This is a genomic window from Roseobacter sp. EG26, assembly GCF_049830555.1.
Taxonomy (GTDB): Bacteria; Pseudomonadota; Alphaproteobacteria; order Rhodobacterales; family Rhodobacteraceae; genus Roseobacter.
In genome coordinates this window covers 14,258-40,931 of the sequence record NZ_JBNBLH010000018.1, presented here as the reverse complement: position 1 = coordinate 40,931, position 26,674 = coordinate 14,258, and the positions used below count along the sequence as shown (strand labels likewise).

General features: G+C 56.9%; 24 protein-coding genes and 1 pseudogene. 11 read left to right on the top strand and 14 right to left on the bottom strand.

What is annotated here, in order from left to right; all coding sequences use genetic code 11:
* Positions 1-313: 313 nt before the first annotated feature.
* Positions 314-1,174 carry a LysR substrate-binding domain-containing protein gene (locus ACOTTU_RS23100; RefSeq protein ID WP_425661579.1) on the bottom strand — a complete coding sequence of 287 codons (861 nt, stop codon included), beginning with the start codon at positions 1,172-1,174 and terminating at the stop codon, positions 314-316.
* Between the two features lie 109 nt (positions 1,175-1,283).
* Here ACOTTU_RS23100 and ACOTTU_RS23095 point away from each other — a divergent pair, with 109 nt between their 5' ends.
* Together ACOTTU_RS23095 and ACOTTU_RS23090 are read left to right on the top strand one after the other, a co-directional pair.
* Positions 1,284-1,706: a globin domain-containing protein gene (locus ACOTTU_RS23095; RefSeq protein ID WP_425661577.1), complete on the top strand. Its 423-nt coding sequence runs from the start codon at positions 1,284-1,286 to the stop codon at positions 1,704-1,706.
* A 25-nt stretch (positions 1,707-1,731) separates the two neighbouring features.
* Positions 1,732-2,019, top strand: a complete 288-nt coding sequence (locus tag ACOTTU_RS23090) for a DUF1330 domain-containing protein (protein WP_425661575.1) — start codon at positions 1,732-1,734, stop codon at positions 2,017-2,019.
* Between the two features lie 260 nt (positions 2,020-2,279).
* Here ACOTTU_RS23090 and ACOTTU_RS23085 read toward each other — a convergent pair whose 3' ends face one another.
* The 5 genes from ACOTTU_RS23085 to ACOTTU_RS23065 form a co-directional block, all read right to left on the bottom strand.
* Positions 2,280-3,335, bottom strand: coding sequence for an Ldh family oxidoreductase (locus ACOTTU_RS23085; RefSeq protein WP_425661573.1), 1,056 nt, complete (start codon positions 3,333-3,335; stop codon positions 2,280-2,282).
* On the bottom strand, positions 3,328-4,155 hold the full coding sequence (locus tag ACOTTU_RS23080) for an ABC transporter permease (RefSeq protein WP_425661581.1): 828 nt from the start codon (positions 4,153-4,155) through the stop codon (positions 3,328-3,330). The genes ACOTTU_RS23085 and ACOTTU_RS23080 overlap by 8 nt, the downstream gene beginning before the upstream one ends.
* A 38-nt stretch (positions 4,156-4,193) precedes the next feature.
* On the bottom strand, positions 4,194-5,003 hold the full coding sequence (locus ACOTTU_RS23075) for an ABC transporter ATP-binding protein (protein ID WP_298919089.1): 810 nt from the start codon (positions 5,001-5,003) through the stop codon (positions 4,194-4,196).
* A complete protein-coding gene (locus ACOTTU_RS23070) occupies positions 5,000-6,025 on the bottom strand; it encodes an ABC transporter substrate-binding protein (RefSeq protein ID WP_425661571.1) in 1,026 nt (341 codons plus the stop codon). Before ACOTTU_RS23070 ends, ACOTTU_RS23075 begins: the two co-directional genes overlap by 4 nt.
* A gap of 61 nt (positions 6,026-6,086) precedes the next feature.
* Positions 6,087-6,980 carry a fumarylacetoacetate hydrolase family protein gene (locus tag ACOTTU_RS23065; RefSeq protein WP_425661569.1) on the bottom strand — a complete coding sequence of 298 codons (894 nt, stop codon included), beginning with the start codon at positions 6,978-6,980 and terminating at the stop codon, positions 6,087-6,089.
* 172 nt (positions 6,981-7,152) lie between these two features.
* Here ACOTTU_RS23065 and ACOTTU_RS23060 point away from each other — a divergent pair, with 172 nt between their 5' ends.
* Positions 7,153-7,845 carry a FadR/GntR family transcriptional regulator gene (locus ACOTTU_RS23060; protein ID WP_425661567.1) on the top strand — a complete coding sequence of 231 codons (693 nt, stop codon included), beginning with the start codon at positions 7,153-7,155 and terminating at the stop codon, positions 7,843-7,845.
* A gap of 84 nt (positions 7,846-7,929) precedes the next feature.
* Here ACOTTU_RS23060 and ACOTTU_RS23055 read toward each other — a convergent pair whose 3' ends face one another.
* The 3 genes from ACOTTU_RS23055 to ACOTTU_RS23045 all read right to left on the bottom strand — a co-directional run bounded on the left by ACOTTU_RS23055 (position 7,930) and on the right by ACOTTU_RS23045 (position 12,363).
* Positions 7,930-8,613, bottom strand: a complete 684-nt coding sequence (locus ACOTTU_RS23055) for a fumarylacetoacetate hydrolase family protein (RefSeq protein WP_425661565.1) — start codon at positions 8,611-8,613, stop codon at positions 7,930-7,932.
* 138 nt (positions 8,614-8,751) lie between these two features.
* Entirely contained in the window at positions 8,752-9,438 is a 687-nt protein-coding gene (locus ACOTTU_RS23050) for a GntR family transcriptional regulator (RefSeq protein WP_425661563.1), read from the bottom strand.
* A gap of 9 nt (positions 9,439-9,447) precedes the next feature.
* On the bottom strand, positions 9,448-12,363 hold the full coding sequence (locus tag ACOTTU_RS23045; RefSeq protein ID WP_425661561.1) for an FAD-binding and (Fe-S)-binding domain-containing protein: 2,916 nt from the start codon (positions 12,361-12,363) through the stop codon (positions 9,448-9,450).
* Between the two features lie 123 nt (positions 12,364-12,486).
* Here ACOTTU_RS23045 and ACOTTU_RS23040 point away from each other — a divergent pair, with 123 nt between their 5' ends.
* The 6 genes from ACOTTU_RS23040 to ACOTTU_RS23015 all read left to right on the top strand — a co-directional run bounded on the left by ACOTTU_RS23040 (position 12,487) and on the right by ACOTTU_RS23015 (position 18,646).
* On the top strand, positions 12,487-13,644 hold the full coding sequence (locus tag ACOTTU_RS23040) for a pyridoxal-phosphate-dependent aminotransferase family protein (protein ID WP_298919109.1): 1,158 nt from the start codon (positions 12,487-12,489) through the stop codon (positions 13,642-13,644).
* A gap of 72 nt (positions 13,645-13,716) precedes the next feature.
* On the top strand, positions 13,717-14,697 hold the full coding sequence (locus ACOTTU_RS23035; protein ID WP_425661559.1) for a TRAP transporter substrate-binding protein: 981 nt from the start codon (positions 13,717-13,719) through the stop codon (positions 14,695-14,697).
* 118 nt (positions 14,698-14,815) lie between these two features.
* Positions 14,816-15,382, top strand: coding sequence for a TRAP transporter small permease (locus ACOTTU_RS23030; RefSeq protein WP_425661557.1), 567 nt, complete (start codon positions 14,816-14,818; stop codon positions 15,380-15,382).
* Complete coding sequence (locus tag ACOTTU_RS23025) at positions 15,382-16,662, top strand: TRAP transporter large permease (protein WP_195820746.1); 1,281 nt, start codon at positions 15,382-15,384, stop codon at positions 16,660-16,662. Before ACOTTU_RS23030 ends, ACOTTU_RS23025 begins: the two co-directional genes overlap by 1 nt.
* Entirely contained in the window at positions 16,659-17,444 is a 786-nt protein-coding gene (locus ACOTTU_RS23020; protein ID WP_425661555.1) for an enoyl-CoA hydratase/isomerase family protein, read from the top strand. The genes ACOTTU_RS23025 and ACOTTU_RS23020 overlap by 4 nt, the downstream gene beginning before the upstream one ends.
* Positions 17,441-18,646, top strand: a complete 1,206-nt coding sequence (locus tag ACOTTU_RS23015) for a CaiB/BaiF CoA transferase family protein (protein WP_425661553.1) — start codon at positions 17,441-17,443, stop codon at positions 18,644-18,646. The genes ACOTTU_RS23020 and ACOTTU_RS23015 overlap by 4 nt, the downstream gene beginning before the upstream one ends.
* 319 nt (positions 18,647-18,965) lie before the next feature.
* Here the strand turns inward: ACOTTU_RS23015 and ACOTTU_RS23010 are convergent.
* Positions 18,966-19,708 (bottom strand): annotated as a pseudogene (locus ACOTTU_RS23010) (Fic family protein); the annotation flags it as partial.
* Positions 19,626-20,339 carry a DUF1403 family protein gene (locus ACOTTU_RS23005; protein ID WP_425661551.1) on the bottom strand — a complete coding sequence of 238 codons (714 nt, stop codon included), beginning with the start codon at positions 20,337-20,339 and terminating at the stop codon, positions 19,626-19,628. The pseudogene ACOTTU_RS23010 and the gene ACOTTU_RS23005, both read right to left, overlap by 83 nt.
* 162 nt (positions 20,340-20,501) lie before the next feature.
* On the opposite strand from ACOTTU_RS23005, the gene ACOTTU_RS23000 reads away from it, so the two are divergent.
* A complete protein-coding gene (locus tag ACOTTU_RS23000) occupies positions 20,502-21,599 on the top strand; it encodes a tyrosine-type recombinase/integrase (protein WP_425661549.1) in 1,098 nt (365 codons plus the stop codon).
* A 5-nt stretch (positions 21,600-21,604) separates the two neighbouring features.
* Here the strand turns inward: ACOTTU_RS23000 and repC are convergent, their stop codons facing one another.
* From repC to repA, 3 genes are all read right to left on the bottom strand, one after another.
* Entirely contained in the window at positions 21,605-22,897 is a 1,293-nt protein-coding gene (gene repC, locus ACOTTU_RS22995; RefSeq protein ID WP_425661547.1) for a plasmid replication protein RepC, read from the bottom strand.
* 210 nt (positions 22,898-23,107) lie between these two features.
* Positions 23,108-24,088: a plasmid partitioning protein RepB gene (gene repB / locus ACOTTU_RS22990; protein WP_425661545.1), complete on the bottom strand. Its 981-nt coding sequence runs from the start codon at positions 24,086-24,088 to the stop codon at positions 23,108-23,110.
* 2 nt (positions 24,089-24,090) lie between these two features.
* Positions 24,091-25,272 (bottom strand): plasmid partitioning protein RepA, encoded by a 1,182-nt coding sequence (repA, locus tag ACOTTU_RS22985; protein ID WP_425661543.1) that lies wholly within the window; start codon positions 25,270-25,272, stop codon positions 24,091-24,093.
* Positions 25,273-25,673: 401 nt separating this feature from the next.
* On the opposite strand from repA, the gene ACOTTU_RS22980 reads away from it, so the two are divergent.
* Complete coding sequence (locus tag ACOTTU_RS22980) at positions 25,674-26,582, top strand: hypothetical protein (RefSeq protein ID WP_425661541.1); 909 nt, start codon at positions 25,674-25,676, stop codon at positions 26,580-26,582.
* Positions 26,583-26,674: the final 92 nt, after the last annotated feature.

Here is a 26,674-nt window from a genome sequence, read left to right as displayed (position 1 = left end):
TCCTCAAGCCTGTCCGGAAAAAGCGTCGCCTGACCGCGCTCCACACCCTCGATATACCCTGACATGCCCGCCTCCAGTATTTGACCAGAAGCATACATCATCCGGAGTTTCCACACAGCCTCGGCTCACAGCAGCCATCTGAGCAAACTCAGCATCTGACGGCCCACTGCGGACGTTGACCAAAGAATACCAACGCTGCGGTGCAGCCCTTCATTGCGGACTTTTGCTGCGGCAGCGACGCTAAGTGGCGGCCGACATCAAGCCAGAGGAGCGCCTCGCTCTGTCCCCTGCACAAAAACCCGGTTTCAGACAGTCAACGTCCACCGTTCGCGATAACGTTTCTGAGCGCGGCAATCGTGGGCGAGGAAACACCTTTTCGCCAAATCAAAAGAGTACGCAGCTTATCGCTGCCTTTGGGTAAACGGGTAAGGCGCAGCCTGCCTGCCTCTGAGAACGTGCTCAGCACACTTTTCGGCACCAGGGCCGCTCCCATGCTGGCAAGGACACACCCCAGCATAGCATGGTAGGAACCCATTTCGATGGTTCGCTCTGGTGTATCCTTTTGCTTCGCATACCAATGTTCCAACAGCTTGCGATGCGGGCAGCCATGTTCAAATACCAACACGGTTCGGGGGCATCCATGATCGCCGCCGATGGGAGGATGCGCCTCCGAAGTCACGATGACAGGTGACTCCTCGAAGGCTGAAATGTAGTCAAAGCGCTTCTCTGCGATGGGTTCTGCGACAAAGGCAGCATCGATATCTCCGCGCAGTAACGCATCGGCCAGCATCGCCGGATTGCCGGTCTGCATTTCCAGCACCACCTCCGGATAGCGTTCGGAGAACTCAGCCAGCGGCGCTGGCAAGCGCACGGCTGCAGTGCTCTCCATAGACCCGATGCGCAGAACACCGCGCGGCGTTTCTGAACTCAGGGCCGCCTCCGCCTCATCTGCCAACGCCAGTAATTTCTCCGAGTAGTCAAGCAATGTGCGGCCTGCAGGCGTAAGCACCATCTTGCGGCCCTGACGGGAAAACAGCGGCTGCTCCAGACGGTCTTCAAGCTGTTGAATGCGCGACGTGACCGCTGATTGCACCCGCCCCAGATGGTTCGCCGCGCGGGTGACGCCACCTTCGCGGACGACTGCACGGAAAACACGCAAATCGGAAAGCTCCATCTCACATCTCCATAATCGATGAATATAATCGATATTTCTCATTTTTTATGATGTCACATTTGTCATAGAGCAGCAGTGCAAACAAGAAGCAGACGCAAGGGTATTTGAAATGACAGAAGATGACGTAGCACTTGTCCAGGAAAGCTGGGCACAGGTTGTACCCATCGCCGACGCCGCGATGCAGCAGTTCTACCGTCGGCTTTTTGATGCCGATGCTGACTTGGCAAAACCGTTCGCGGACACAGACATGGCATCGCAAAGATCGCATCTTGCAAGCGCAATCAATCTAGTTGTCAGCAATTTGCACCAGCCTGAAACACTGGTACGCCCCCTGCAGGACTTGGGCGTACGCCATGCAAGTTACCAAATCGCCGAACGCGACTTTTATCTGGTTGGTGAAGCCTTGCTGGCAACCCTGGCAAGTGGATTGGCCGATCATTGGACCGATGCGCACCTGAACGCCTGGACGGCGGCTTGGCAGACAATTCTGTCCCATGTCCTGGTTGGGTTCCAGACCCAACGCGCCGCTTGATTTTAGAGACATATGGAGAGAAAGAATGTCAAAGGGATATTGGGTGGTGCGCGTATCGGTTCACGATATCGAAGCGTATCCTGACTATCTGGAAGCGGCCCGGCCTGCGTTTGAGAGATACAACGCGCGATTTCACGTGCGTGGCGGACGCTACATAGCACCGGAAGGCGTGGCGCGAGATCGCAACGTGGTTGTTGAGTTCGAGGATTTCGACACAGCGGTGGCCTGTTACGAGTCGCCCGAGTACAGCGCGGCTCGCGTCATCCGGCAAGCGAATGCCGACGCGGATTTTCTGATCGTTGAAGGGGCTTGAGCGCTTCCTGCTGGCACGGAGGAAAGGGGGGCCTTCCGGACATGCTGCCAGCATTTATCGCGAGCAAACACACGACTAGTGTTGTTCGGAGGGTCGCCAGGCGATGATCTCATGATCAAAACGCCGGACATCTTGTTCAATTGACGCTGCGCGCCTGTCAAGATCGCGGCCCTGCGGCGGACGACAAACGAATGACCTTCACCGGCTAATGTCCGCGCTTCCTCGCTGAGGCCGCCTTTAATGGCTCCAAGATACTCGCGTCAGATCAAGGAGGCTTCGAATTCGTACTCCGCCTTTAGCGCATCCAGATCGCGTCGCAAGGCGGGCTTGAGATCAAGGCCTTGATCCTTGCGTGCCTTGGCCGCTGCCGTCTTGCCATCTCCGGGCAGGCGCACAGGGGCGTGGCCAGGCAGAGGTTCTGACGCGCGCATTTCGTCAAACACACGTTCAGCGCGCGCTCCAAAATCTGCAATGCCGAAGGCCACAGGATTGAGAGCCATTACAAACTGCCCTGTGTTTGTCGAAGAGGCGGTGTCGTTGGTGAAATCAACCACGTCTGAGCCGAAGGCCGCTCCATTGAGAACACCAGCCATAAGGCCAATCGCAACCGACAATCCAAAACCTTTGGGGCCGCCAATAGGCAGCAAAAAGCCTTCGGATTTGCGGGCCGGGTCGGTCAGCGGGCGGCCATCGCGACCAACCATCCACCCCTCAGGCATGGGATCACCTTGCTGCAGAAGTGTCTTGATCTTGCCCATCGCCGCTACGGTCGTTGCCATGTCAAAGACGAAGGGATCGGTGCCATCACCCGGGGCCGAAAAGGCGATCGGGTTGGTCCCCAGAAGCAAGTCCGAGCCGCCATAGGGCGGCACGTGGTTGGCACTGCCCACAGCCGCAGCCATGCCCAGCAAACCCGCCTCCGCCTGCGGGCGCACATAAAGCGCCAACGGGCCCGCGTGATTACCACGTCGCACACCGACCCAGCCTATCCCGGCCTCGCGCGCCTTTTTCATGGCAAGGTCGCGGGCTGCAGCCATGGCCAGATGTCCCAGACCATCATCCCCGTCGATCACAGCCGTAGCAACCGTTTCATGCGCCACTTTGACAGCAGGCGTCGGGTTGCAGCCTCCGCCGGCAAGACGGGCCAGATATTGCCGTAAGCGGAACACGCCATGTGTTGCGTAGCCGTAAACATCGGCCTCAACCATCAAAGAGGCGACCTTTGCCGCGTCGCCTGACGGCACGCCCTGGGATGCAAGAGCCTGTGCAACAAAATGGCGCAAAGCCTCTGGCTTGATCGGCGCGTTCTCAGCCATCGTAGGATCCTACGCGTTCCTTGTGCCAGAACACGACCTTGCGCTGTGCGAACTGAACCAGAAGGTAAAGCGCCAGGCCCACAAGGCTGAGATACAGGATCAACGAGAAGACCCGCGGTGTGTTCAGCTGCGAGGCCGCGACACGGATCAACTCCCCGAACCCTTTCCCACCACCCAGGAATTCACCGGTGATGGCCCCGGCCATCACGCCCACTGCGCCGATTTTCAGGCCTGTAAAGATCTGCGGTAGACCGGTGGGCAGTTTCATCTTGATCAGGGTCTGCATGCGGCTGGCACCCATTGTCTTGAACAGCATCCTGGCGTTTTCGTCAGCGGCGTGAAGGCCTGCAGCAGTGCCCACCACAATCGGGAAGGTCGCGATGAAGGCTGCAAGAGCGACCTTGGATTCGATCCCGAAACCCAACCACGCCACAAACAGGGGTGCAAAGGCCACTTTGGGCATTGTATCAATAGCCACGAGATAGGGCATAACAGCTTTCTCCCCAAAGGCGGTTTCGCCGACCAGCACGCCCAGTGTGAAACCGATGGCAATAGCCAGGGCGAAACCGTAGATCACCTCCAGAATGGTGATCCAAAGCGCGGTCAGCATGTAGCCGCCAGTGGCGAGGTTCTTGCCGACGAAGATCATGTCTTTGAGTGTTTCCGCCGGGGTGGGCAGGATGATGGGGGAGACGAAGCCAAAGGCGGTCACGACCCACCACGTGCCGATAAAGACAAAGGCCACGAAGCTCATTGCGATCCAACGCGGCACAGAGTCGATAAACGCGATTTCTTGCGTCCAGACGGTGTCTTCGAGCATGTCCGTGTTGGTGGAAGATGAGTTGTTCGACAGATCGGTCACATGTCTTCTCCCTTGTCCAATTGTCCGCGGATGTATTCGACGATCTCGCCAAACTCCGGGGTCGTCATCATCTCGAGTGTGCGGGGCCGCGGCAGGTCAACCTTGACGACCTCTGCCACACGACCCGGGCGCGGCTTCATCACGACAATTTCGTCCGACAGGATCACCGCCTCCTGGATCGAGTGGGTCACGAGAAAGGCGGTGGCCTCCTGCTCACGGCAAATCCGCTGCAGTTCCATGTTCATCATATCACGGGAAAGCTCGTCCAGCGCGCTGAACGGCTCATCCAATAGTAGCACGGCCGGCTCGGTGATCAGCATCCGGCAAATTGAGGCGCGTTGCGCCATGCCGCCCGAAAGCTCGTTGGGGTAGACGTTTTCAAATCCCTTGAGCCCGACAATGTCCAGAAGCTCATGGGCTTTCTCCAAAGCCGCTTTGGCGGCGGCTTTACCGTCGCGGATTTCGATGGGCAGCACGATGTTCTCGACCGCCGTCTTCCAGGGAAAAAGCGTTGCTTGCTGGAACATCATGCCGATGTCGCGGCGCGGGCCGGTCACGGGTTCGCCTTGCAGGACGACACGGCCCTGTGAGGGAGGAATGAGTCCGGCCATGATCTTGAGTAATGTGGACTTCCCGCAACCGCTCGATCCGATCACAGAGGTAAAGCTGCCTTTGCGCAACGTCAGATCGACCCCTTCGAGGGCCACAACGAGATTGCGCGCATAGGTCTTGCTCACACGGCTCAACTCATAAACCGGCGCACCAAAAGGGGCGCCAGTTTGCGTTTCTGCCAACTCGGTGTTCATTCGCCGACGGCCGCGTTTCCTATGGCTGCGAACTCATTGGTCCAGGCGGCGCTCAGATCGTCAAGCGGGGCAGAGATTTCGCCACCGGTGACCAATGCGTCCTGCCATTCGGCCCAGACTTCGGCGGGGTACCAACCCAGACCGTTTTCCGGGCTTGTCGAGATGGTCTTGGAGCGGACTGCGTCAAACAATGCGGATTGGAACTCCTTGTCTTCGCCTTCCTGCGGGTTGCCATCGGCCAGGTGCTTCAGAACCGCTTCGCGGTTGGCATCATCCAGCGCAAAGGCGTGGCCTTTGGCGAAAGCACGGCTCCAGGCTTCAACCAGTTCACGATCATTGGCGATGGTGTCGGCCATTGTGGCGATGCCATTGCCGAAAAAGCGACCGAACTCAGCGGGCGTGATGTCCCGCACAGCCATGCCACGTTGATTGAGAATGGCGGTGTCGGCGGTAGAGGCGGAATAGGCGACGATCTCGTCATTGAGGAAGGCCGCCGTTGCAGGACCGCCATCGCCCACCGTCAGGAATTCGTAATCCGTGCCTTCTGTCATTCCCGCGCCCGACATCACATTGCGGGCAAATCCAACTTCCGCGCCATCGGCAGTCCCGGTGCCAATGATTTTGCCGCGCAAATCTTCGATGCTCTGGATGTCAGAGCCTTCCTGCACCGCGATCCCAAAGTTGCTGCGCGCGGCTACGTTGTAGATGTGAACGACCTCAACGCCACGCGAGCGTGCTGCAAGGATCGGGCCCGGACCGGGGCGGCCAAACTGAGCCTGACCGGCCGACAATGCCTGAATGACGGCACCTGAGCCATTGATGGCCTCGACGGTAACGTTGAGGCCCTCGTCCGCGAAAAAACCCTCGCCGATGGCCACAAAGACCGGGAACGAGTTGATCGCCGATGGGCTGGGCTGCACAAAGGTGATGTCACGCATATCTTGCGCGACTGCGCCGGTGCTTAAAAGGCCGGCTAATGGAACTGCTGCAAGAAGCTTTGCAAAGGTTCTTCTGGTTGTCATTTCGGGTCTCCTCCCTAGATTGATTTCGTTCTGAGGTCTCTGCTTATGAGCACGGCCTGGATCAGGCGATGCGGACGGAGTTACTCAGCTCACCGATTTCTGAGATGGTACACACGACGGTATCGCCTGCTGCCAGAAAGCGGGGTGGGTCCATCGCGTATCCCACACCAGAAGGCGTGCCGGTTGCGATGATGTCACCGGGTTCCAGCGTCATACCCTCCGACAAGGAGGCAATAAGCGTTGGGACATCAAAGATCATATCCGCTGTGCTGCCATCCTGACGCTGCGCGCCATTGACGGTCAGGCCAATCGACAGCTTGTGTGGATCGCTGATCGCGTCGGCGGTCACGATCCACGGGCCAAGCGGGCAAGAACCATCAAATCCCTTGCCCTTGAAGAACTGCCCGCCATGACGCCGCTGTACATCGCGCACAGAGATGTCGTTCAGGATCGTGTAGCCAAAGATATGATCGAAGGCATTTTCCTTGGCGATGTTGCGCCCGGACTTGCCGATGACGATGGCAAGCTCGACTTCGTAATCGACACAGGTGGAGACCTGTGGAAACAGCAAGATGTCGCCACCAGGCGGCACAATCGATGTGGGCGGCTTGGTGAAATATACCGGGTGCTCGGTGACCCCGACATTTTGCTTCTGCGCTCTGTCTCCCTCGGCGATGTGTTCGGCGTAGTTTCGTCCGACGCAAAAGACATTCTTGCGTGGCTGGGGAATGGGGGCCAACAGGTCAGGATCAGAAACCACGGCATCCGCATGTTGGCCAGCCTCGGCCTGCGACACCAACGCGCGCAGCGCGGCAATGGCATCAGCGCCCCCCTCGATGGTGGCCAGAAGGCTATCCCAGCCAGCGCCCGCCTTTGCAAGATGGAGCCAGTTTCCATTTCCAAGCTCGACCGCTCCGCAGGGCTTGCCGTCAATTGAAAGTGTCGCCAATTTCATGTCGCCTCTCCCTTCGGCCCCCTCGCACACTGCTGCTTAGGGTGGTCTTTCGCGCGCCTGAGCATCCATTCTTCAACGCAGCAGGCTCGCTACAGACACGTCCCCATGTATTGACAAAGCGCGCTCGGCACCGTGAAATCAACTGACCAATTCACCAATTGGGTGGGTCTCAATGGCGAAAACAGAGCTTCTTGTACAGCGCATCAGGCAGATCATCGCGTCTGACGGCTATGTTCACAACGACCGACTGCCTCCGGAGCGGGAGATGTGTTCGATGCTGGGGGTCACGCGCAATCAATTGCGGTCCGCACTGACCAAGCTTGAATCCAGGGGCCTGATATGGCGCCATGTGGGCCGTGGCACATTTGTCGGCGAGCGTCCTGTTCTGAACCTTGAGGACGTTACGTACCTTCGGGACCAGGTGACACCTCCGCAGGTTGCGACCGTTCGGCTGGCTATTGAACCGGAACTGGCGCGTCTTGCAGCATTGCATAGCGCGCACGCTGATCGAGAAGAGCTTCGCACCTGTGCCGAGCGTTGCCGCGAAGTTCCCGACTGGCGCAGCTATGAGGCGTGGGACAACAAGTTTCATTTCGCGGTTGCTCGCAGCGCAAAGAACAAACTCTTCTTGTATTACTTCGAAACACTGAATGTGGTCAGGCGTTCCATGGTCTGGAGCCAGCCACGCACGACCCCCAAACCTGCGAAAAACTACTCAAGCTTTCTGGAACATGATTTGATCGTTCAGGCGATTGAAAAAAATGACGGCGACGGTGCTGCGCAACTCATGAGGGAGCATCTGCATTCGGTCTACGGGCGTATTCTACCTTCACTAGGCAAGACTGCGGCGCCAAGAACCGATTGACGCGCTGTACCTAAAGCAGCGAGACCCCCGCAGGATAGGAGCCCCTGTGACGGCCCCATCGCTGCGGGTGTGCGGATTGATAAACTAGGTCACAGTGACGGACAGCTTGCCAAGTGCCGGGATTTCCACTTCCATCACATCGCCTTTGACCACAGGGCCAACGCCGGAGGGTGTTCCGGTCATGATCACGTCGCCCGCTGCCAGTTCAAAATACTCCGACAGGTAAGAAATCATCTCGGGCGTTTTCCAGATCAACTGATTGAGATCGCCTTCCTGACGCAGGTCACCGTTCACTTTCAGTGTGATCGTACCCTCATCCAGGTGACCGATCTCTTCGACGGTGTGGATCGGGCCGATGGGCGCCGAGCGCTCGAAGGCTTTACCGATTTCCCAGGGACGGCCCGCCTTTTTCATCTCGCCCTGAAGATCCCGGCGGGTCATGTCCAAGGACAGTGCGTAGCCGTAGACGTGATCCATTGCGCGCTCGACCGGGATGTTCTTACCACCGGATTTCAGCACGACGGTCAATTCAGCTTCGTGATGAACATCAGAGGTGTGGGGTGGATAGGGAAAGTCCCCCGTTGTGTCGAGATTGTTGGGGTTCTTCTGAAAGAAGAAGGGAGGCTCCCGGTCCGGATCATGTCCCATCTCAATGGCATGCGCTGCATAGTTGCGGCCGATGCAATATACCCGTCGCACCGGGAATGCGCCGCCCGATGCGACGGGGATCGACGTAACGGGTGGCGTGGGAATAACGTAGTCAGACATTGAGCCGCTCCATGCTTTGGGTCCCGTTTGGCATAGAGGCTGACATCTGAGAGATCAATCTGACCAATGGGCGGATTGGTTTGTCAATGCCCGCTCTGGCCGCCGAGTGACGAGGGGCTCGGCAAGCAGGTCCTGTTGCTAAATGGCGTCCGTGGTCTCTTGCGATTGTAGCCACTTCACCACAGATGCGCGCTTTGCATCCATGTGATGGAGCAGCGTAGCCGCGAGATTTGGGCCATCCCTTGCGACAAGACATTGCAGGATTTTCTCATGCTCCTGCACAGCGTCATACCACCGGCCCTCGGACATATTGGCCAGATAGCGCGCGCGTTGCATACGCAGAGACAGCGCCTGGCAGGACGTGGTCAATGTCGCGTTGCGCGCAGCCAACAGGATGGCGCGGTGAATCTTTTGGTTGACGCTGAAATAGGCGTCCAGATCCCGACTTTCATAGCTCCGGATCATCTGCGCGTGCAGCGCGCGCACCTCCTCGATCTCAGCGTCGGTGATATGCTTGCAGGCCAATTCGCCGGACAGTGCTTCGAGTGCGCCCAGTACAGGGAAGACCTCGTCGACTTCCTCCTGCGTGACTTGTGTCACCCATGCGCCACGGTTTGGCTCCAACCGGACCAACCCGTCGGATGCCAGCACCTTCAGCGCTTCACGTAAGGGGGTGCGGGATACCCCGAACCGTTCGCAGAGCTGCTTTTCCGGGATCTTGGTCCCTGGTTTCAATTCTGAATTGATGATCAGGGGTTGCAGGCGGTCGACCAACTCATGATGCAGGGATTTGCGCATGATTGTTTGGGATGTGTGCAATGTCATCGCGTCACCTCATTGCGTCAGGGCACGTTCGAGCAAGCGTGCAATATGTATGGGTTTTCGGTCCGTCAGATCTGCCACTTGATGACGGCAAGAGGTGCCATCCGCAACAATTATTGTGTCTTGCGCCGCGTCCTGTATGGCAGGCACAAGATCAAGTTTCGCCATTTTGCGTGATATGTCGTGTGTTTCGACGCCATAGCCAAAGGCACCCGCCATGCCGCAACAGCTCGTCTCGACCACCTCGATCTCTGTGTCGGGCAGACGCGCCAGTGTCTTTTCGATGGAGGACATCACCCCCATCGCCTTTTGGTGGCAATGGCCATGCAGCAACACTTTGGGCGCGGGCGAAGACAGGGGCAGTTTGAAATCCGGGTTATTGTCCTGATCCGCGATGAATTCCTCCAGCATGCGGGCATGCTGGGCCAATACCTCGGTCTCTTTGCCGGGCAAAAGCGCAGGGATTTCATCGCGCAGGGTCAACAGGCAGCTGGGCTCAAGACCAATGATCGGAATACCTTGCTGGGCAAAGGGCAGCAGCGCATCAACAAGACGTTGCGCCTCTCGCTTTGCTTCTTCTACCAGACCCGCGGACAGGAAGGTGCGGCCACAACACAAGGGGCGTTCACCCTTGGGGGCGGTCGCAACATGCACTGGGACATCTGCGGCCTTGAGCACCTTTGCCGCAGCGCGCAGGTTCTCTGGTTCAAAATACCGGTTGAAAGTATCCGCAAAAAGAACCGCTTTGGGCGTTTGCTGTGCGGCGATTTCACCCTCCTCAAAGGGCCGCGCATGCCATCTGGGCAAATCGCGCGTGGCGGTGAAACCCGTCAGTTTTTCAGTCAGCCGGGCAAGACCGGGCGCGCTGTTGCGCACATTCATCAAGAACGGCACCCGCGCCGCCCATCGGGCATAGCGCGGCAGATAGGCGACCAGACGGTCATGCAGGCCGAGCCCATGTTTTTTGAGGCGTGCGGATTGGACCTCGATCTTCATCCGGGCCATGTCAACGCCTGTGGGACATTCCCGTTTGCATCCCTTGCAGGACACACAAAGCTTCATTGTCTCGGCCATCTGATCGGAGGTCAGCGCGTCTGGCCCCAATTGCCCCGAGATCGCGAGACGCAACGTGTTCGCGCGCCCCCGGGTCAGGTCCTGTTCCTTGCGGGTCACCCGGAAGGAGGGGCACATCACGCCGCCTTTCAGCTTGCGACAGGCCCCGTTGTTGTTGCACATCTCGACGGCGCCCTGAAATCCGCCGCCGCTGCCGGTCCATTCGGACCAGTCGAGCCCGGTCTGAAACTCCGGCACCTTGTAGTCAGGGCTGTAGCGAAAGAGCGACCGGTCATCCATTTTGGGCGCTTCCACGATCTTGCCGGGATTGAACAGACCATCCGGATCAAACCGCTGCTTTACCTCAGCGAAACTGGCCACCATCCGAGGGCCAAACATCTTCTCGTGAAACTCCGACCGGACCAGCCCATCGCCGTGCTCGCCCGAGTGCGAACCTTTATAGCGCGCAACCAGATCAAAGCATTCTTCGGCGATCGCGCGCATCTTCTTGACGTCCTGATCCAGCTTGAGGTTCAAGACCGGACGCACGTGCAGGCACCCAACCGAGGCGTGCGCATACCAGGTGCCACGCGTGCCGTGTTTCTCAAATATATCGGTCAGACCAGCCGTATAATCGGCAAGATCAGGCAATTCGACGGCACAATCCTCGACAAAGGACACCGGTTTGCCATCTGCTTTCATGGACATCATGATGTTCAGGCCGGAGCTGCGCAGCTCCGCGATCCGCGCCTGCATCTTGGGGTCGGGCACGGCCGTAACACCGCCCCAGTTCTTCCCGCTTTTGCCCCAGGAAAATCCAAGATCGCCCATGACCTCTTCAAGCTCTTTGAGCTTTTGGGGATGCAGGCTGGTGTCTTCCTCGGCAAATTCCACCAGCAGCAGGGCCTCTGGCTTGCCGGTCACAAATTCTTCGATGGTGTCGCGGAAGATCGGGATGTCGCGGGCCAGCGCGATCATCGTGGCGTCCACCAGCTCAACACCCTGCGGGTTCAGTGTGACCAGATGCTGTGCGGCATCCATGGCCTGATGGAAGGTAGGGAAGTGGCAAACGCCCAGTACCTTTTCCGACAGGATCGGCCAAAGCTTCAACTCAATCGCCGTGGAATAGGCCAGTGTCCCTTCGGATCCGACCAGCAGATGGGCAAGGTTGTTGGCCGTATCCTTGGGTACCAGCGCATCAATGTTGTAGCCGCCCACCCGGCGCATCACGTTGGGGAATCGCGCATCAATCTCGGCGGCCTCGCGCGCGCCCAGTCTCAACAGGTCGTCTTGCAGTGCGGTGAAATCCGCCGCGCTGCCCGTGCCAACAGGGCCAAAGCGGTGCTTGCTGCCATCCGCCAGAAACCCCTCGATGGACAGGACATTGTCACGCATCATGCCATAGCGCAGTGATTTGCCACCGCAGGAGTTGTTGCCGGTCATCCCGCCAATGGTCGCGCGGGACGCGGTCGAGACATCCACCGGAAACCACAGGCCATGGGGTTTCAACGCGCGGTTCAATTCGTCGAGCACAATACCGGGCCGCACAACGCAGCGCATGCCCTCCACATCCAGTTCGAGAATATCATTGAAATACTGCGTGTTATCGAGAACCAGGGCATCGTTCACCGTCTGGCCGCATTGCGATGTTCCGCCACCACGTGCCAGCAGGGGCACGCCCCGGTCACGCCCGATGTCGATGGCTGCACGAATGTCGTCTTCGGATTTCGGGGACAGCACACCCAGCGGCATCATTTGATAGAGCGAGGCATCCGTCGCATAGCGCCCGCGCGAAAAGCTGTCGAACAGGACGTCGCCCTCGATGCGGTTTTGCAGGGCGTCGGCGAGGTGCTGCATGGATTTGTCCAATGTCATGGGTCGTCTTTTCGTTTGACTTAATTATGAATTCAAAATTACGCTGGTACAACAAAAATCAAATTTCCTGGACGTGACACTGTGTGATGTCCGCTCAGACACCTGATTGTGAGACATGCCGTTATGAGAAAAGCTGGCCGCCATTTTCTGCAAATACCCGGGCCAAGCGCTGTGCCGGACCGGATTCTCAGCGCGATTGGCCAGCAGACCATCGACCACCGAGGCCCCGATTTCGCCAAGGTTGGCCTGCGCGCGCTGGAAGGAATGAAGTCGATCTTCAAAACCGAGGAACACGTCTTTATCTACCCTGCCTCCGGGACCGGCGCTTGGGAGGCGGCCTTGGTCAACACCCTGTCTCCCGGTGATCGCGTCCTGATGTTCGAGACCGGCCACTTTGCGACCATGTGGAAAAAGCTGGCTGAGAAGCTGAGCCTGAAAGCCGAGTTCATCGAAGGCGATTGGCGCGGCGGTGCCGATCCTGATCAGATCGAGGCTTACCTTGCTGAAGACAAGGCACATGAGATCAAGGCGGTCTGCGTGGTTCACAACGAGACGTCCACCGGTTCGGTGTCGCCGATTGCCGAAGTGCGCAAGGCGATTGACCGGGCGGGGCACCCCGCCTTGTTCCTGGTCGACACAATCTCTGGTTTGGCGTCATTGGAGTATCGCCATGATGAATGGGGGGTGGACGTTACGGTATCGGGCTCCCAGAAGGGTCTTATGTTGCCGCCCGGCCTGTCGTTCAACGCGGCAAGTGCCAAGGCGATGGCGGCCAACACGACAGCAAAACTGCAGCGGTCCTACTGGGACTGGGCCGATATGGTCGGGCCGAACAAGACCGGATATTTCCCCTACACGCCGGGCACCAACCTGCTCTATGGGCTCAATGAGGCCATAGATATGTTGCACGAAGAAGGGCTCGACAATGTCTTTGCCCGTCATGCGCGCCACGGTGCTGCGGCGCGGGCGGCCGTGCGCAAATGGGGGCTCGAAGTGCTGTGTGCCACCCAAGGTCAGGAAAGCGGCGTACTGACGGCCGTGAAAGTGCCGGACGGTCACAGCGCGGATGCGTTCCGTGCCACGACGCTGGAGCATTATGATGTGTCACTGGGCAATGGGCTGTCCAAGGTTGCGGACAAAGTGTTCCGCATCGGGCACTTGGGCGATTTCAACGATCTGATGCTGATTGCGACCCTTGCGGGGGTCGAGATGGGACTGAAGCAAGCCAATGTTCCGCATGAGACAGGCGGTGTGCAGGAGGCGATGGCGCACCTGAACTGAATGAACTGCCCGCAAGACGGGCCAAGACCAATAAGAACCAAGAAAACTGAAATTCTCTGGGAGGAGAACATTATGAAAGTAGTCTCAAGAATACTTGCAGCCACCACAGCGATTGGCATGGCGACGGGCGCCTTTGCGGCGGACGTGACCATGAAATTTGGCCACGTTGGCGCGCCGGGCTCGCTGTTTGAAGCGACGGTCGACAACTTTGCGGCCTGCGTGAACGGCGCGATGGGTGACAAGGTCGAGGTGCAGACCTTCGGATCATCGCAATTGGGTAAGGACAAGGAACTGCTGCAAAAGCTCAAGCTGGGTCAGGTCGATTTCTCACTGCCGTCCTCCGTCATGTCTTCGGTGGATGATGCCTTTGGCATTTTCGAGATGCCCTACATCATCTCGGATCGCGACCACATGCGTCGCGTACAAGGCGAGATGATGGATGTGTTCCAAGGTGCGGCCAACAAGAATGGCTATCACATCGTGGGTCTGGCCGAGAATGGCTTTCGCAACATCACCAACAACACGCGTCCGATCAACGTGCCTGCGGATCTTGAGGGCATCAAGCTGCGCACGCCAAATGGTGTCTGGCGCCTGAAGATGTTCCAGGAATATGGCGCGAACCCGACACCAATGGCGTTTTCCGACGTGTTCACCGCTTTGCAAACCGGCGTGATTGACGGGCAGGAAAACCCATATGCGCAAATCGCGTCGGCCAAATTTCAGGAAGTGCAGAAATACCTGTCGGTGACAGGCCACGTTTACACGCCTGCCTACATTCTGATGTCCAAGAAAAAATACGACAAGCTGGACGCCGAGATGCAGGCCGGTCTGACGAATTGCGCGAACCAGACACAGGATTTCACCTATGAAAAAGCGGCTGAGTTGGAAGCCAGCCTGCTGAAGGTGATCGAAGATGCGGGCGTTGAGGTGAACACTGCGGATAAAGCCGCATTCATTGAAGCATCTGCACCGATCTACAAACAGTTCGCGGATGAGGTTGAAGGCGGTCAGGACATGATCGACAAAGTTCTGGGTCTCGGCAACTCCGGTTGATCAAAATGAGGTGCGGCGGCACCGTTTCGCCGCGCGTCATTCTCGTAAATCCAATACAGTCCTCCGCCCGTGGTTCGCGGGCGGAGGCGGCCGATAGAGTTCCAACAGGTCTGCCAGAATGGAAAATGACGCCTACCCGACCTTGTCGCGGATAAATCGGGGGTTTAGCAAAATCCTCGAATGGGTCACGATCAGCCTGATGATCCTGCTCACACTTGTGGTCACCGCAGCAGTTCTCGCACGCCTGATGGGGCAGAGTTTCTCATGGTACGACGAAGTAGCCGCCATCATGTTGGCATGGATCACCTACTACGGATCGGCGCTTGCGGCCCTGCACCGACGCCACATCGGCTTTGACACGGTTCTTTTGAAACTTCCGCCCAACCTGCGGATTGCGGCAGTGCTCCTTGGCGAAGCGATTGTGCTGATCTTCTTCTTCCTGATGGCGCGCGCCGGACTTCAGGTGCTTGAAGTGCTGGCGGGCGACACGTTGATCTCGCTCACCTGGGTGCCGATCCAGGTCACCCAGTCCGTCATTCCGATTGGGGCCATTCTCTTTATCCTGTGTCAGCTGCTCAGCTTGCCAGGCTACCTCAAGATTACGGCCGCGGGCGTCTCTCTGGAGCATGCGGAGATTGAGGAAGAGGTCGAAACCGAACTGGAAAAGAACAAGGATCGCGTCTGATGCTGATGGCCGGTATTTTCATCGCGATGCTAATCATGATCTGCATCAACATCCCTATCGCCGTGGCCTTGGCGATGAGCGGCGTGCTTGGCCTGCTGCTCACCGAGGGCACGGACAGTCTCGTGACCATAGCATTGGACATGTACGACGGGTCCACCAAGTTTTCGCTGATCGCGATTCCGATGTTCGTGCTCGCCGGGGCCATCATGAACGCGGGCGGGATTACCGACCGGCTGATCAACTTCGTCGGCGCCATCATCGGCTTCATTCGCGGCGGCCTCGCCATGGTCAACATTGGTGTGTCGCTGTTCTTTGCGGAAATCTCCGGCTCAGCCGTGGCGGACGTGGCCGCTATGGGCTCCATCCTGATCCCGCAGATGAAAAAGCGCGGCTACAGCAAGGAGTTTTCGGCGGCGGTCACATCGTCGTCCGCCTCGCTTGCCATCATCATTCCACCATCGATCCCGATGATCTTATACGCTGCTTCGGCCAACACCTCGGTGGAGCAATTGTTCGTGGCGGGCATTGTACCGGGCCTCCTCGGGGCGGGCGGGTTGATGACCGTCGCCTATCTCTTTGCCAAACGCTACAACTTCCCGACCGAAGACGCCTTTCGCCTTGCCCGCCTGCGCGAGACCTTTGTGGATGCGCTGCCTGCCTTCACGCTGCCGGTGATCATTCTGGGCGGTATCTTTGGCGGCTATGTCACGGCAACCGAGGCCGCAGGTCTTGCGGTTCTGGCCTCGCTAGCGGTGTCGGCATGGTACGGCAATCTTGATTTCAGCCATCTGCGCCGCGCGATGCTGGATGGGGGCATTCAGACAGCCGTGGTCATGCTGTTGGTTGCCGCCTCCGTACTCATGGGCGGTTTTTTGACCCGCGCACAGATTCCGCAGCAACTGGCCGAAGGCATCTTGTCGATCACCAACCAGCAATGGGTGATCCTGCTGATCCTGAATTTCTTTTTTCTGATTGTCGGGTTTTTCCTGCATTCCGCTGCCGCCATCATCCTGGTGATCCCGATTGTGATCCCGTTAATCACAGCGGCTGGCATTGACCCGGTGCACTTTGGGCTCGTGGTCACGCTGAACCTCGCCATCGGTCAGCAGACCCCGCCCGTGGCGTCGGTGTTGATCACCGCCTGCTCGGTTGCACGCGCCAATATCTGGGAGGTGTCCAAGGTCAACATCTGGTTCGTGGGCGTGCTTTTGGCCGTGCTGATGCTCTGCACATATGTGCCCTCCGTGCCGATGTTCCTCGTGGAGTATTTCTATCGATGACCAACCAGCCTGCAGAAATCACCGATGTGCTCCGCGACGGTATCCTGTGGATTACATTCAACAGGCCCGAAGCGCGGAACGCGCTGACCTTTGGTATGTATGACCGGCTTGCCGAAATCTGCACCCAGATGCCAACGGACGGATCGGTGCGGGCCATTGTGATCTCGGGCGCGGGGGGCAAGGCCTTTGCCGCCGGAACGGACATGACCCAGTTCCGCGCCTTTGAAACGCCGCAGGACGCGCTGGACTATGAGCAGCAGATTGATGCGGTGTTGGACGCGGTTGAGCGCTGCCCGGTGCCGACCATCGCCGCGATCAACGGGGCCTGTACAGGGGGCGGTGGTTCCATCGCCGCAGCCTGTGACATTCGGATCGCTTCCGCCAGCCTGAAGTACGGATTTCCCATCGCCCGCACCCTTGGCAATTGCCTGGCGGCGGGCAATCTTGCGCGATTGTCCGAGCTTATTGGCGCCGGACGGGTGCGTGAGATCATCTTTACCGCGCGCCTGATCGAAGCTGATGAAGCACGCGCGACAGGACTGGTGAGTGAATTTCTCCCCGATGAGGACGCCCTGATGGCGCGCGCGGCCGACCTGGCCGACAAGATCGGGTCGATGGCCCCGCTGACCCTACGCGCCACGAAAGAAGCCCTGCGCCGCAACCGGTCAGCTTTGCCGGTAGACGATTCCGATCTGATCGTGTCGTGCTACATGAGCCATGATTTCCGCATTGGCATGGAGGCGTTTCTGGCCAAGAGAAAACCTGTGTGGACAGGCAAATGAGCGCCAAAACGGGTCCGCTCAGCGGTATGCGCGTCATCGAACTGGCCCATATCATGGCGGGCCCGGTCTGCGGGCTAATGCTGGCCGATATGGGGGCCGATGTCATTAAGGTCGAAAAGCCCACCGGAGATGACAGTCGCCGGTTTGTACCGCCGGACATCGGCGGTGAGGCAGCAGCCTATATGATGATGAACCGCAACAAGCGCGGCATATCGCTCAACCTCAAAGATCCCGCTGGTGTCGCAGTGCTGCGCAAACTGCTGGCCGACGCAGATGTGGTGGTCGAGAACTACCGCATGGGCACGATGGAGAAGCTGGGTCTGTCTTACGAAGATCTTGCGGTGGCCAACCCGCGTCTGATCTATTGCGAAATATCCGGATTTGGTCGTACGGGTCCCTACGCAGAGCGCGGCGGATTTGATCTGATCGCGCAGGGCATGTCTGGGCTGATGTCGATCACGGGCGAAGGGCCGGGCCGCCCGCCGGTTAAAGTCGCCGCGCCGATTTCGGACATCAATGCGGGTATTCTGGGCGCAATGGGCGTCTCTGCGGCCTATGCGAACATGCTGCAAACGGGCCTTGGTCAAAAGGTGGATACATCCCTCTTTGAAGCGGCCATCGTGCAAACCTATTGGCAATCAGCAATTGCCTTTGCGACCGGGGACGCGCCCCAACCGCTCGGCTCTGCACACCCCCTCAATGCGCCATATCAGGCTTTCCGAACAAGCGATGGCTGGATCAATGTTGGCGCCGCGAACCAAAGCAATTGGCTGCGGTTTCTGGATGTCATCGCCGCACCAGAGCTGGATCGGGATCCGCGGTTCAATTCAAACGCGGCGCGTATTCAGAACCTGCCGGCGCTGATCGACATTCTGAGCGGCTATCTTGCGCGCGACACAACCGAGAATTGGTTGGCACGTATGGACGAGGCAAAACTTCCGGCCGGACCCGTCAACGATATCCTGCAGATGCACGCAGACCCTCAAGCCAATGCGCGCGATATGATCGTTGAGGTTGATCACGCCACAGCGGGCTCTGTTAAAACTATTGGTCATCCAGTCAAATACAGCCGAACGCCAGCTCAGGTGGATCAGGCATCCCCGGCTCTGGGCCAACACAGCCGCGAAGTGCTGGCCGAAATCGGGTATGACAGCTCTGACATTGAAGCGTTAGTCCAATCAAAAGCGGTAATCGCGTCATAGCTTACGAGCGCCCCAAATCACTTTTTACATCAGGTACTTTTTTTGAGAGAAACGGAGCTGCGTGAAAGGAACCATTGAGGAATCTGACACCCAAACACGCCTAGAGCATCATTGACGCTTCGCTGGAATGACGCCAAGCGCATGGGATTGGCGTATGTCCTGGCACCAGCATAAGGCCAGAACGATCACAATTCGCAAAGGGAAAATGGCGACGAACTTGCGTTAAGAACGTCCGCTTCTTATGCCGCTGGTACACTTGCTCCACAAATGCAGCGAATGGCCGCTTCCAGCCCTCCCCGCCAACGATACACTAGTCAACCGGCCCCTTCCGAAACATCCGCTCTATCACCTTGGCCTGCCGTTCGTTAAATTGGTTTCGATGCCAGTCATAGAAACGTGCCTTGGCAATGAAGAAGCCTACGCGATCCAAAGTGATCTGCTGCGCTGCAAGCACCAGTTTAGAAAATCAGGTAAGCCAAGATGTGACGTCCAGTGTCTTCTGGTGCCGCTCAAGCTGATCACAATAGTCTTTTCGCTTTCGTTCGATGGTGAAGGCGAGCGCAAGTGACTTGGCTGGCCGATATTCTGAGCCAGGGACTTTTCGGCAAGGGCTCGACCCAAGCAACCATTCCCGTCATCGAATGGATGAATAATCTCAAAGTAGAGGTGACTCAGGCCCGCGCGCGTCAACGCCGGCACGGGCTCTTCTTCACCCGGCGAAGTCTGGCTGAACCAGTCGCCATACCATTCCATTTCTTCTTGAACCTGTGAAGATGGCGGTGCTTCAAAGTTCACGACAGGACGATCAATGCGGCCAGAGACAATCTGCATTGCATCTTCGTGTTGTCGGTACGACCCGATGGCCTCCAGCCGGTTGTCGAATGACAAGAGCATCTCGTGCCACCCAAACAGTGTGTTATGCGTGAGACGCTCGGCATAGGTTGAGCATACGTCGACCATCATCTTGGCCACGCCCTGTTCACGAGGCTTGTTCGGATAGCTTTCCGGTTCCAATCCAAGGTGTCGGCGCAACGAATATTGCAAGCTGAGCCGATCCAGCACCAAAGGCCTTCGGGTCTGCGCTGAGCACCGACTGATTGAAAGTCAAAGCCCGACCGATTGGAAGCGGGACGCCTCGGACTTGATCCGTTCGGTGCTCTTCACCGGCATCGCTACTAGCCAACTCGAGCTCCGGCAGGTATCTCAGGGTTTGCAGATCGAACGTCGTCAGAAACGTCTTCGTTGTCAAGAAGGTATGCGGTGCTCCGGGTCTTGGCGCCCGCGTTCCGCTTGCGATCAGACTCTTGTACGGCAACCGCGCCTGCAGATCGCGGCTGATCTCCTTGTCGAAGGTGTCCTTGAGCCCCGCCCGGTCGATGGGCTGGTGATCGGCACATGGCGTCGCACCAAATTGCCGGAAGATCGCCATCGGGGGCCGCGACGTGCCTGGCGTCATCAACTGATAGGAGTCCCTTATATCGGCTTCCCGCGCCAACCACCCCTCCAGTTTCGAGGTCGCCGTCGCGGCACTCAGCGTTAGTCGGTTGGCGAATAGTTCCACAAGCCCACCATGGCGCGAATCAAAGACCAGTTGGTCCAGAACCATGAGGGCCGCGTTTGACAAAAACGCCACATCTTCAGGGTTTTTTGAGCGTGCCAAGGTGACCCGACCCAGCAGTTGCGGTAAGATCATTAAGCTGACTGAGAGGATGCGTAGCTGGTATGTCATACCACAACACTATCGTGTCGCGGCGCTTTTCGGCATAATGGCTTACCCAAACCGCCCCGCCCTGCCCTTCCCCTTTATGTCCGATAATCTTGCCTTATCGGTCATAAACAAGCTAGGTATACACCTATGTCAAATAATCCCGAAAACCCATCTCGAGCGATCAAAGTTCCGCATCCCCATGATAATGACGAGGCAATTGCGCTTCCTTCGGATGTCGCTGGATCTGGTACACTCGACCTGCTTATCAAAACCGCGCAGGATTATTCCAAACACGCTACCTCCGAAAATACGCGGAAGGCATACGCTAGGGACTGGGCCCATTTCAACCGCTGGTGTCGCCGTCATGGTGCCGATCCAGTTGGTCTAGCCCCCTGCCCTGATCCGCAATTGATTGGGCTCTACCTCACTGCACTCGCGGCGCCTGCTGACAATACTGCCTTTGGGGTAAGTTCCTTTTCTGTCAGTACCATCGAACGGCGATTGTCCGGTCTTTCTTGGAACTATGCGCAACGCGGCTTCACGTTTGACCGCAGGGACCGCCATATCGCAACTGTTCTGGCGGGGATCAAGCGCAAACATGCACGCCCACCGGTGCAGAAAGAAGCGATCTTGCCAGAGGAGATCATCGCAATGGTGGCCACCCTGCCCTTCGATCTTCGGGGGTTGCGAGATCGTTCCATTTTGCTTTTGGGCTATGCAGGAGGATTGCGGCGCTCCGAGATTGTCAGCCTTGATGCGGGTAAAGGTGACACGCCTGACAGCAGAGGATGGGCGGAGATTCTGGAATATGGAGCTTTGCTTACACTCAACACAAAAACCGGCTGGCGCGAGGTTGAGATTGGCCGAGGATCCAGCGAACAGACCTGTCCCGTGCATGCGCTTGAACAATGGCTTCACTTCTCTAGGATCGATTTTGGCCCTATTTTCGTGCGTATTTCGCGCAGTGGGAAACGGGTGATGGAAAGCCGTCTCAATGACCGGCATGTGGCCCGCCTCGTCAAGAAAACTGTTCTTGATGCAAATATTCGCCCCGAATTGCCGGAGAAGGACAGGCTGGCGCTTTTTTCGGGCCACTCGCTTCGTGCCGGGTTGGCCTCCAGCGCTGAAGTCGATGAACGTTATGTTCAAAAGCAACTTGGTCATGCCTCTGCCGAGATGACCCGTCGCTATCAACGGCGTCGCGACAGGTTTCGGGTGAATTTGACTAAGGCGGCTGGGTTGTAGTGAAATCACGAAATTCCCCTGTGGAGACGCCCGACAAAACTCCGCTCTAGGTTTAGGGTTCCATCGCCAGCTTTTTTCATCATTCCACGAAGATACCCGGCAGGTGATAGAAGCTCTCCAGCACAGAATTTCTCAAAGATGAGAACCGCAGCGGCGGTGGCCGACTGTTGCCCCATTTGTTGATGTGCGAGCTGCCAGAGTCTCTCCGATATTCCAATCATCGGACAGATCTTGGCGATTGTTCGTTGTAAATCAGGCCAGTGCTTTAGATACCCTCCAAGATCATGGGCCCAAGTTTGAAATTCGGGACAAGCCTGGATTATCGTAGCGAGGTTTAGCCTGTTATTCGTCTGGCATCTGTTTTTCAGAGCAGGCTTTGTGTTCTCACTACTATTTATGGATTTAAGTTCATTTGTAGTTTGTAAGTGGGGTTCATTATTGACCTCGCTGGGGTCCGGGTTTCTCGTGTCGCTGAGGCTTTGTTTGCGGAGAGTTGAGTTTCCTTGGATGTCATTATCGGTCTGGCTTCTTAGAAGTGCTTCGTCTACGAGATCACTTAAACTATTGAAATCATTTAATGTTATAGCGATTTGATTTGAATCAGAGTTGCGATTGGGCAGGAGATGAACAAGGTCTTGATACTTAGCCCTCAGTTCTTCCAACAGTTTTGGTGATATGGAGCAGGGAGCTTCGAGACGTGCACGAATGGTGCGTCTGACCACGGTGATTTGGCGTTTGAGTTGCTGGCAGAGTACCCGTTCTGCTTTCAGTTGCTCGTATGTACATTCAAATTCTTCGGCGCGTGCGGCCAAAGGTGACAGGTCAAACCCGTAGGCTTCAACGATATATCCGTTGCCGTCCCTGTGGCCCCAACGTTTACCGTTTGAACTGTCTTTAAATGCGATGATACAAGCTTCTGCCAGCCGCCTAGCGTGCCGCTTCAATGCCGAGAGCGAAAAGCCCGTGTGTTGCATCAAAAGCGTATTGGAGGGCCAGACAATTGGTCGTTTGTTCTCTTCCCAGTCTTGTGGTTGGGTGAATGCACAAAGCGTATCTAACAGCAAAAGATCTGCTGCCTTCAAGCCGATGTGCGCGCCGACTCTCTTTACCGCAATGATAGACTTGGCTTTGCTGACGGTCTGTCTTTCTCCTTCTTCCGCTAGTTTTTCTGTGATGAGAAGGGCTTGAGACTGCTTGCGCCATCCATTCGATGGTTGGCTGTCTTTGACAATATCTTCTTCGGTCCGAGGCGATTCACGCTCGGTTGCTCCTTGTGGAGCTGAGTACAAATGTTCCATGGCCTGTCAGCACACAAAGAAAACGTGTTCGTCCAAAGACGTTTTTCGTTGTTTCACGAATCAGAGGCTGCTAGGGTCATGGTGTCTAAGCAAAACCGCGCTTCTCAGCGCTGCAGCCCTCGGGACTTCGGTTTCGAGGGTTTTTCTTTAGGTGCCTTCCTCCTTTCTGCTCGTTGCCTGTATTCGGATGCTAACAGGTGTTAACACCCCCTACCCTTTGGGGCTTTCTGACTGAAACCGCTCAAAGGATTCCTTGATAAGACCTTCAAGATGAAGGTCCAACCAATCCGCAAATTTCTCTGTGCTGCCTTTCCTGGCGATTGAGAGCTGCAGAGAGCTCTTGCCACTTCTTATGCTCACACCAGGAATTGGTTGCTGCTCGCGTGAAATTCTATCTTGCGGGCCGCGGCGAGACTGGGCAGCGATCAACGCGTCGAGCCGGTTGTCCGACGATAGTTCGGTACCTGACTTTGCCAAAAACTTAAGGGCTGCCTGTTCCGTGAGTTGATGTGTGTCGAATAGCGTCGCGAGGGCCGTCCATTTTGGTCGCCCCGCCTCAGGCGCCGCGCCAATCGCGTCGCCGACATTCATCGGAACAAGACGCACAATCCGTTCGAGTTGAGACAATGTGTTCTTGCTGATGGCTAATGCTTCGATGGTTTCCGAGCGGGAAAAGCCCTGTTCCAGAATCGCATGCGCAAACCGAGCCCGTTCGTAGTAGCTGAGTTCAGTACGGCTTGCGTTTTCTAGACCTTTTGCCTTGAGCGCGTCGGTATCGTCCAGTGTCCGGATGAGCGCTTTCACAGGAAGATCCAAGTGTTTGCAGGCGAGGATTCTCCGCCGGCCATAGATGACTTCAAAGTAGCCGTCGCGATCCTTAGAAGGTCTCAGCAGCACTGGTATTTGTTGACCGGCCGAGGCGATGCTGTCTGCTAAATCTTGAATACCGGGCTGTAGATTGCCGCTGTTAACAGCTGTTAACTCGACCTCAAGCCGGTCTTTTGGCCCCCAAGGCAGGATTAGTCCGGGATCAATCTCCTGTATGCCTCCAAGCCCGGCCCGTACGGAGCCAATAGTGCCCTTTGGCAAGGTGCGCTGCGCACGCTCGCGTGTCTCGGCCGCGTCCGCTGTCGACCCTGCCGCTGCTGTTATGGCGGCCATGATTCCAGTTTTGTTTTTTCCCATCGCCATGATTACCGCCTCCAGGCCTGTTGGATCATTTGTGCCACCTCGGCCCCCACTGCATCCATGCTGCTGCGAGCCCGGTCATATGTGGAACGTGTCATTTCGGCCCGTATGACTTCATAGATCGACATTTTCAACATTGCGGCATCTGCGATCGCGGTGCTGCGCAAGCCGGTCGCCGCAACAACGCGATCCTGGAAAAGAGCGCGCATCAGGCTGACGATTTGCTGACTTGGAATGTCACTTGGATCGTCTCGCGTGATCAGGAAAGAGAAGAAATCATGATCAAGCTGAACCCCTGTGTCTTCGATGACCCCAAGATACGCGGACGTCATCTCGACAAACTGTTGTGTCGAAGCCAGGTCCAACATGCTGGGTGTCATCGGAACAATCACGGAAGTAGCCGCATAAAGCCCGGTGAGCGTTAGAAATCCGAGAGCAGGGGGGCTATCAATGATCACGACATCGTAGTCATGCTGAACAGTCTCTATTGCGCGGCTTAGTCTCTCAAAAAATGCGACACCCCGCCCCGCGTTCACCGCAGTTTCCGTTTCAAACTCACTCAGGACAAGACGTGCTGGCGAGAGATGTAAACCTGGAAAGTAAGTGCGTACGATCGCATCGGACATGGGCAGCGGGTCATCGTAGCGTAGCGCATCGTAAATTGATGCCCCGTCGAACTCGAGCTCTGTTTGTATGCCGCAAAATCCGGTCAGACTGCCCTGCGGGTCGAGGTCGATTGCGAGTGTGCGGTATCCGTTCAGCGCGAGGTAATGACATAGGTGGATTGCCGATGTGGACTTGGCCGAGCCGCCTTTGAAATTCATCAGTTGAATAACTTGCAGCTTGTCGTCTCCACGGCGACCAGGAAGGTATTTGCCCGCCGAACGCGAGCCCTCCTCGAGCGTTTGCCGGGCCCGCAGGATTTCATCACCGGAGTAGAACCGACGGCCATTCCTGATGATGGTAGGCTCGGGGAGAGATCCATCGGAGTGGCACTTCCGCAGGAATTGGCCCGTAACGCCCAGCAGGTCGGCGACTTCGGTTGCGCTGAAATTTCGCAGTTGTTTGCGTTGGTCCGGCGCGTATGCCTGCTGAAGGTGGGTGGTCAAAGCCGTGTGTAGACGCGTCGCCATCTCACGCGTAAGGTCAGATTGAGTGGCCGCCTCAATGGGTGACGTTTGGAACATGGTTGTCTTTTCTTTGCTCGAATTGGCTTATTTGCGCAACTTGACTCATAAAGGCCGCGATTCACCCTGCTAAGTCAAGGATTTTATCCACAGATTGTGCCTGTACCTTCTCGGGCCACAAGGGGCATGGCAGAGCGCGCTACTGTTAACAGCTGTTAACAGCGCCGAGTATGGCGATGGTGATGGGAATCTTCTAACCCTCCAGTCTCAAGTCTGACACCGAAAGCTGCCTCAAATCCATTGCATGCTTCGTCGCGCTTTCGCCAATAAAGAGTGCTAGTAAAAATGGTGCGGTTGATCTCTGCTTGCCGCCATCCATTGGCGAAAACTGATGCCGGTGAGCGGTAATTGTGGACGCAAAGGAACTCAGGAGCTAGGTTTCTCCGTCAAAGGAGAAGGCAGTGCGGGTTCTTTGGTTTTTGTCTCTGGTAATTTCGTTGGTATCCTCGCCTCTGTCCGCGGATCGGGCAGCCTATGTGGATTTGGCGCGGCGCGGATGGAGCTACGAGTTGCGGACAACAATGGTGGGGCGGGATTTGTCGATCCCCGTCCATATTCATGGGAAGGACCTTGCAGGCGCGAGCCTATGTCTTGTCGGCGAAAGACCTCATGAAGCGTCGATCACGATCATCAATGCTTTCCGAAGCCTTGCTTTGCACGCCTTCGGAAAGCGCATGCCGATGCGCTATGCGGGGCGTAGCGCGGCGAATTGCGGTTCTGGTAGAACGGTGGTGTTGAGGCTCTATTCCGGTCATCCCCCAAACCGGGATCTTTCCGCCGATCTGCGCTGGATGAACAAGATTTACCAATTGGGTTTGCCGGCGAGAGGGGATTTCGCGGCGTCATCTCCCGCCATGGCGCAAACGTTTTTCGGCCGACGCGGGCAGGGGACACATATCATGGTCAAGCAACCCGCCTTGAATGAGCTTGGGTCGCTTGAGACAGCATTTTATAAATCCATCCTCATTGAGGAGCTGTTTCAGTCCTTTACCTTCGGAATGGATATCTTGCTGTTCGATCGCACAGCCGCGTTTCAGTCAAAGCTGCAGGAGACGCCACTCAATCTGCACCGCCTTCCCTGGAGTTCCCGAGCGTTCATGAGGGCTCTGGTCAGTTCCAACCCGACGGGGCTTTGCACGTTCGACGTCTTTATGCTGCATGCCGTGGCCGAAGCGCCGGTGGACCAGACCACCGAGCCAGGCTTTATTGATTATGTCGACCAGAACTACGATCAGTTGTTTGCACGTGCGCTCGCTACCATGGCTGATCCTCAGCTGGCTGCACTCTTTGACCCGACGTGTCGCTTGTGATTTGAGGAACAGGGTTAATACCTAAATGGGTATTTGCGGTTCTGGTAAGTCCCGTTAGCTTCGGTGCAGATGGTCATCCACATATGTGGTCA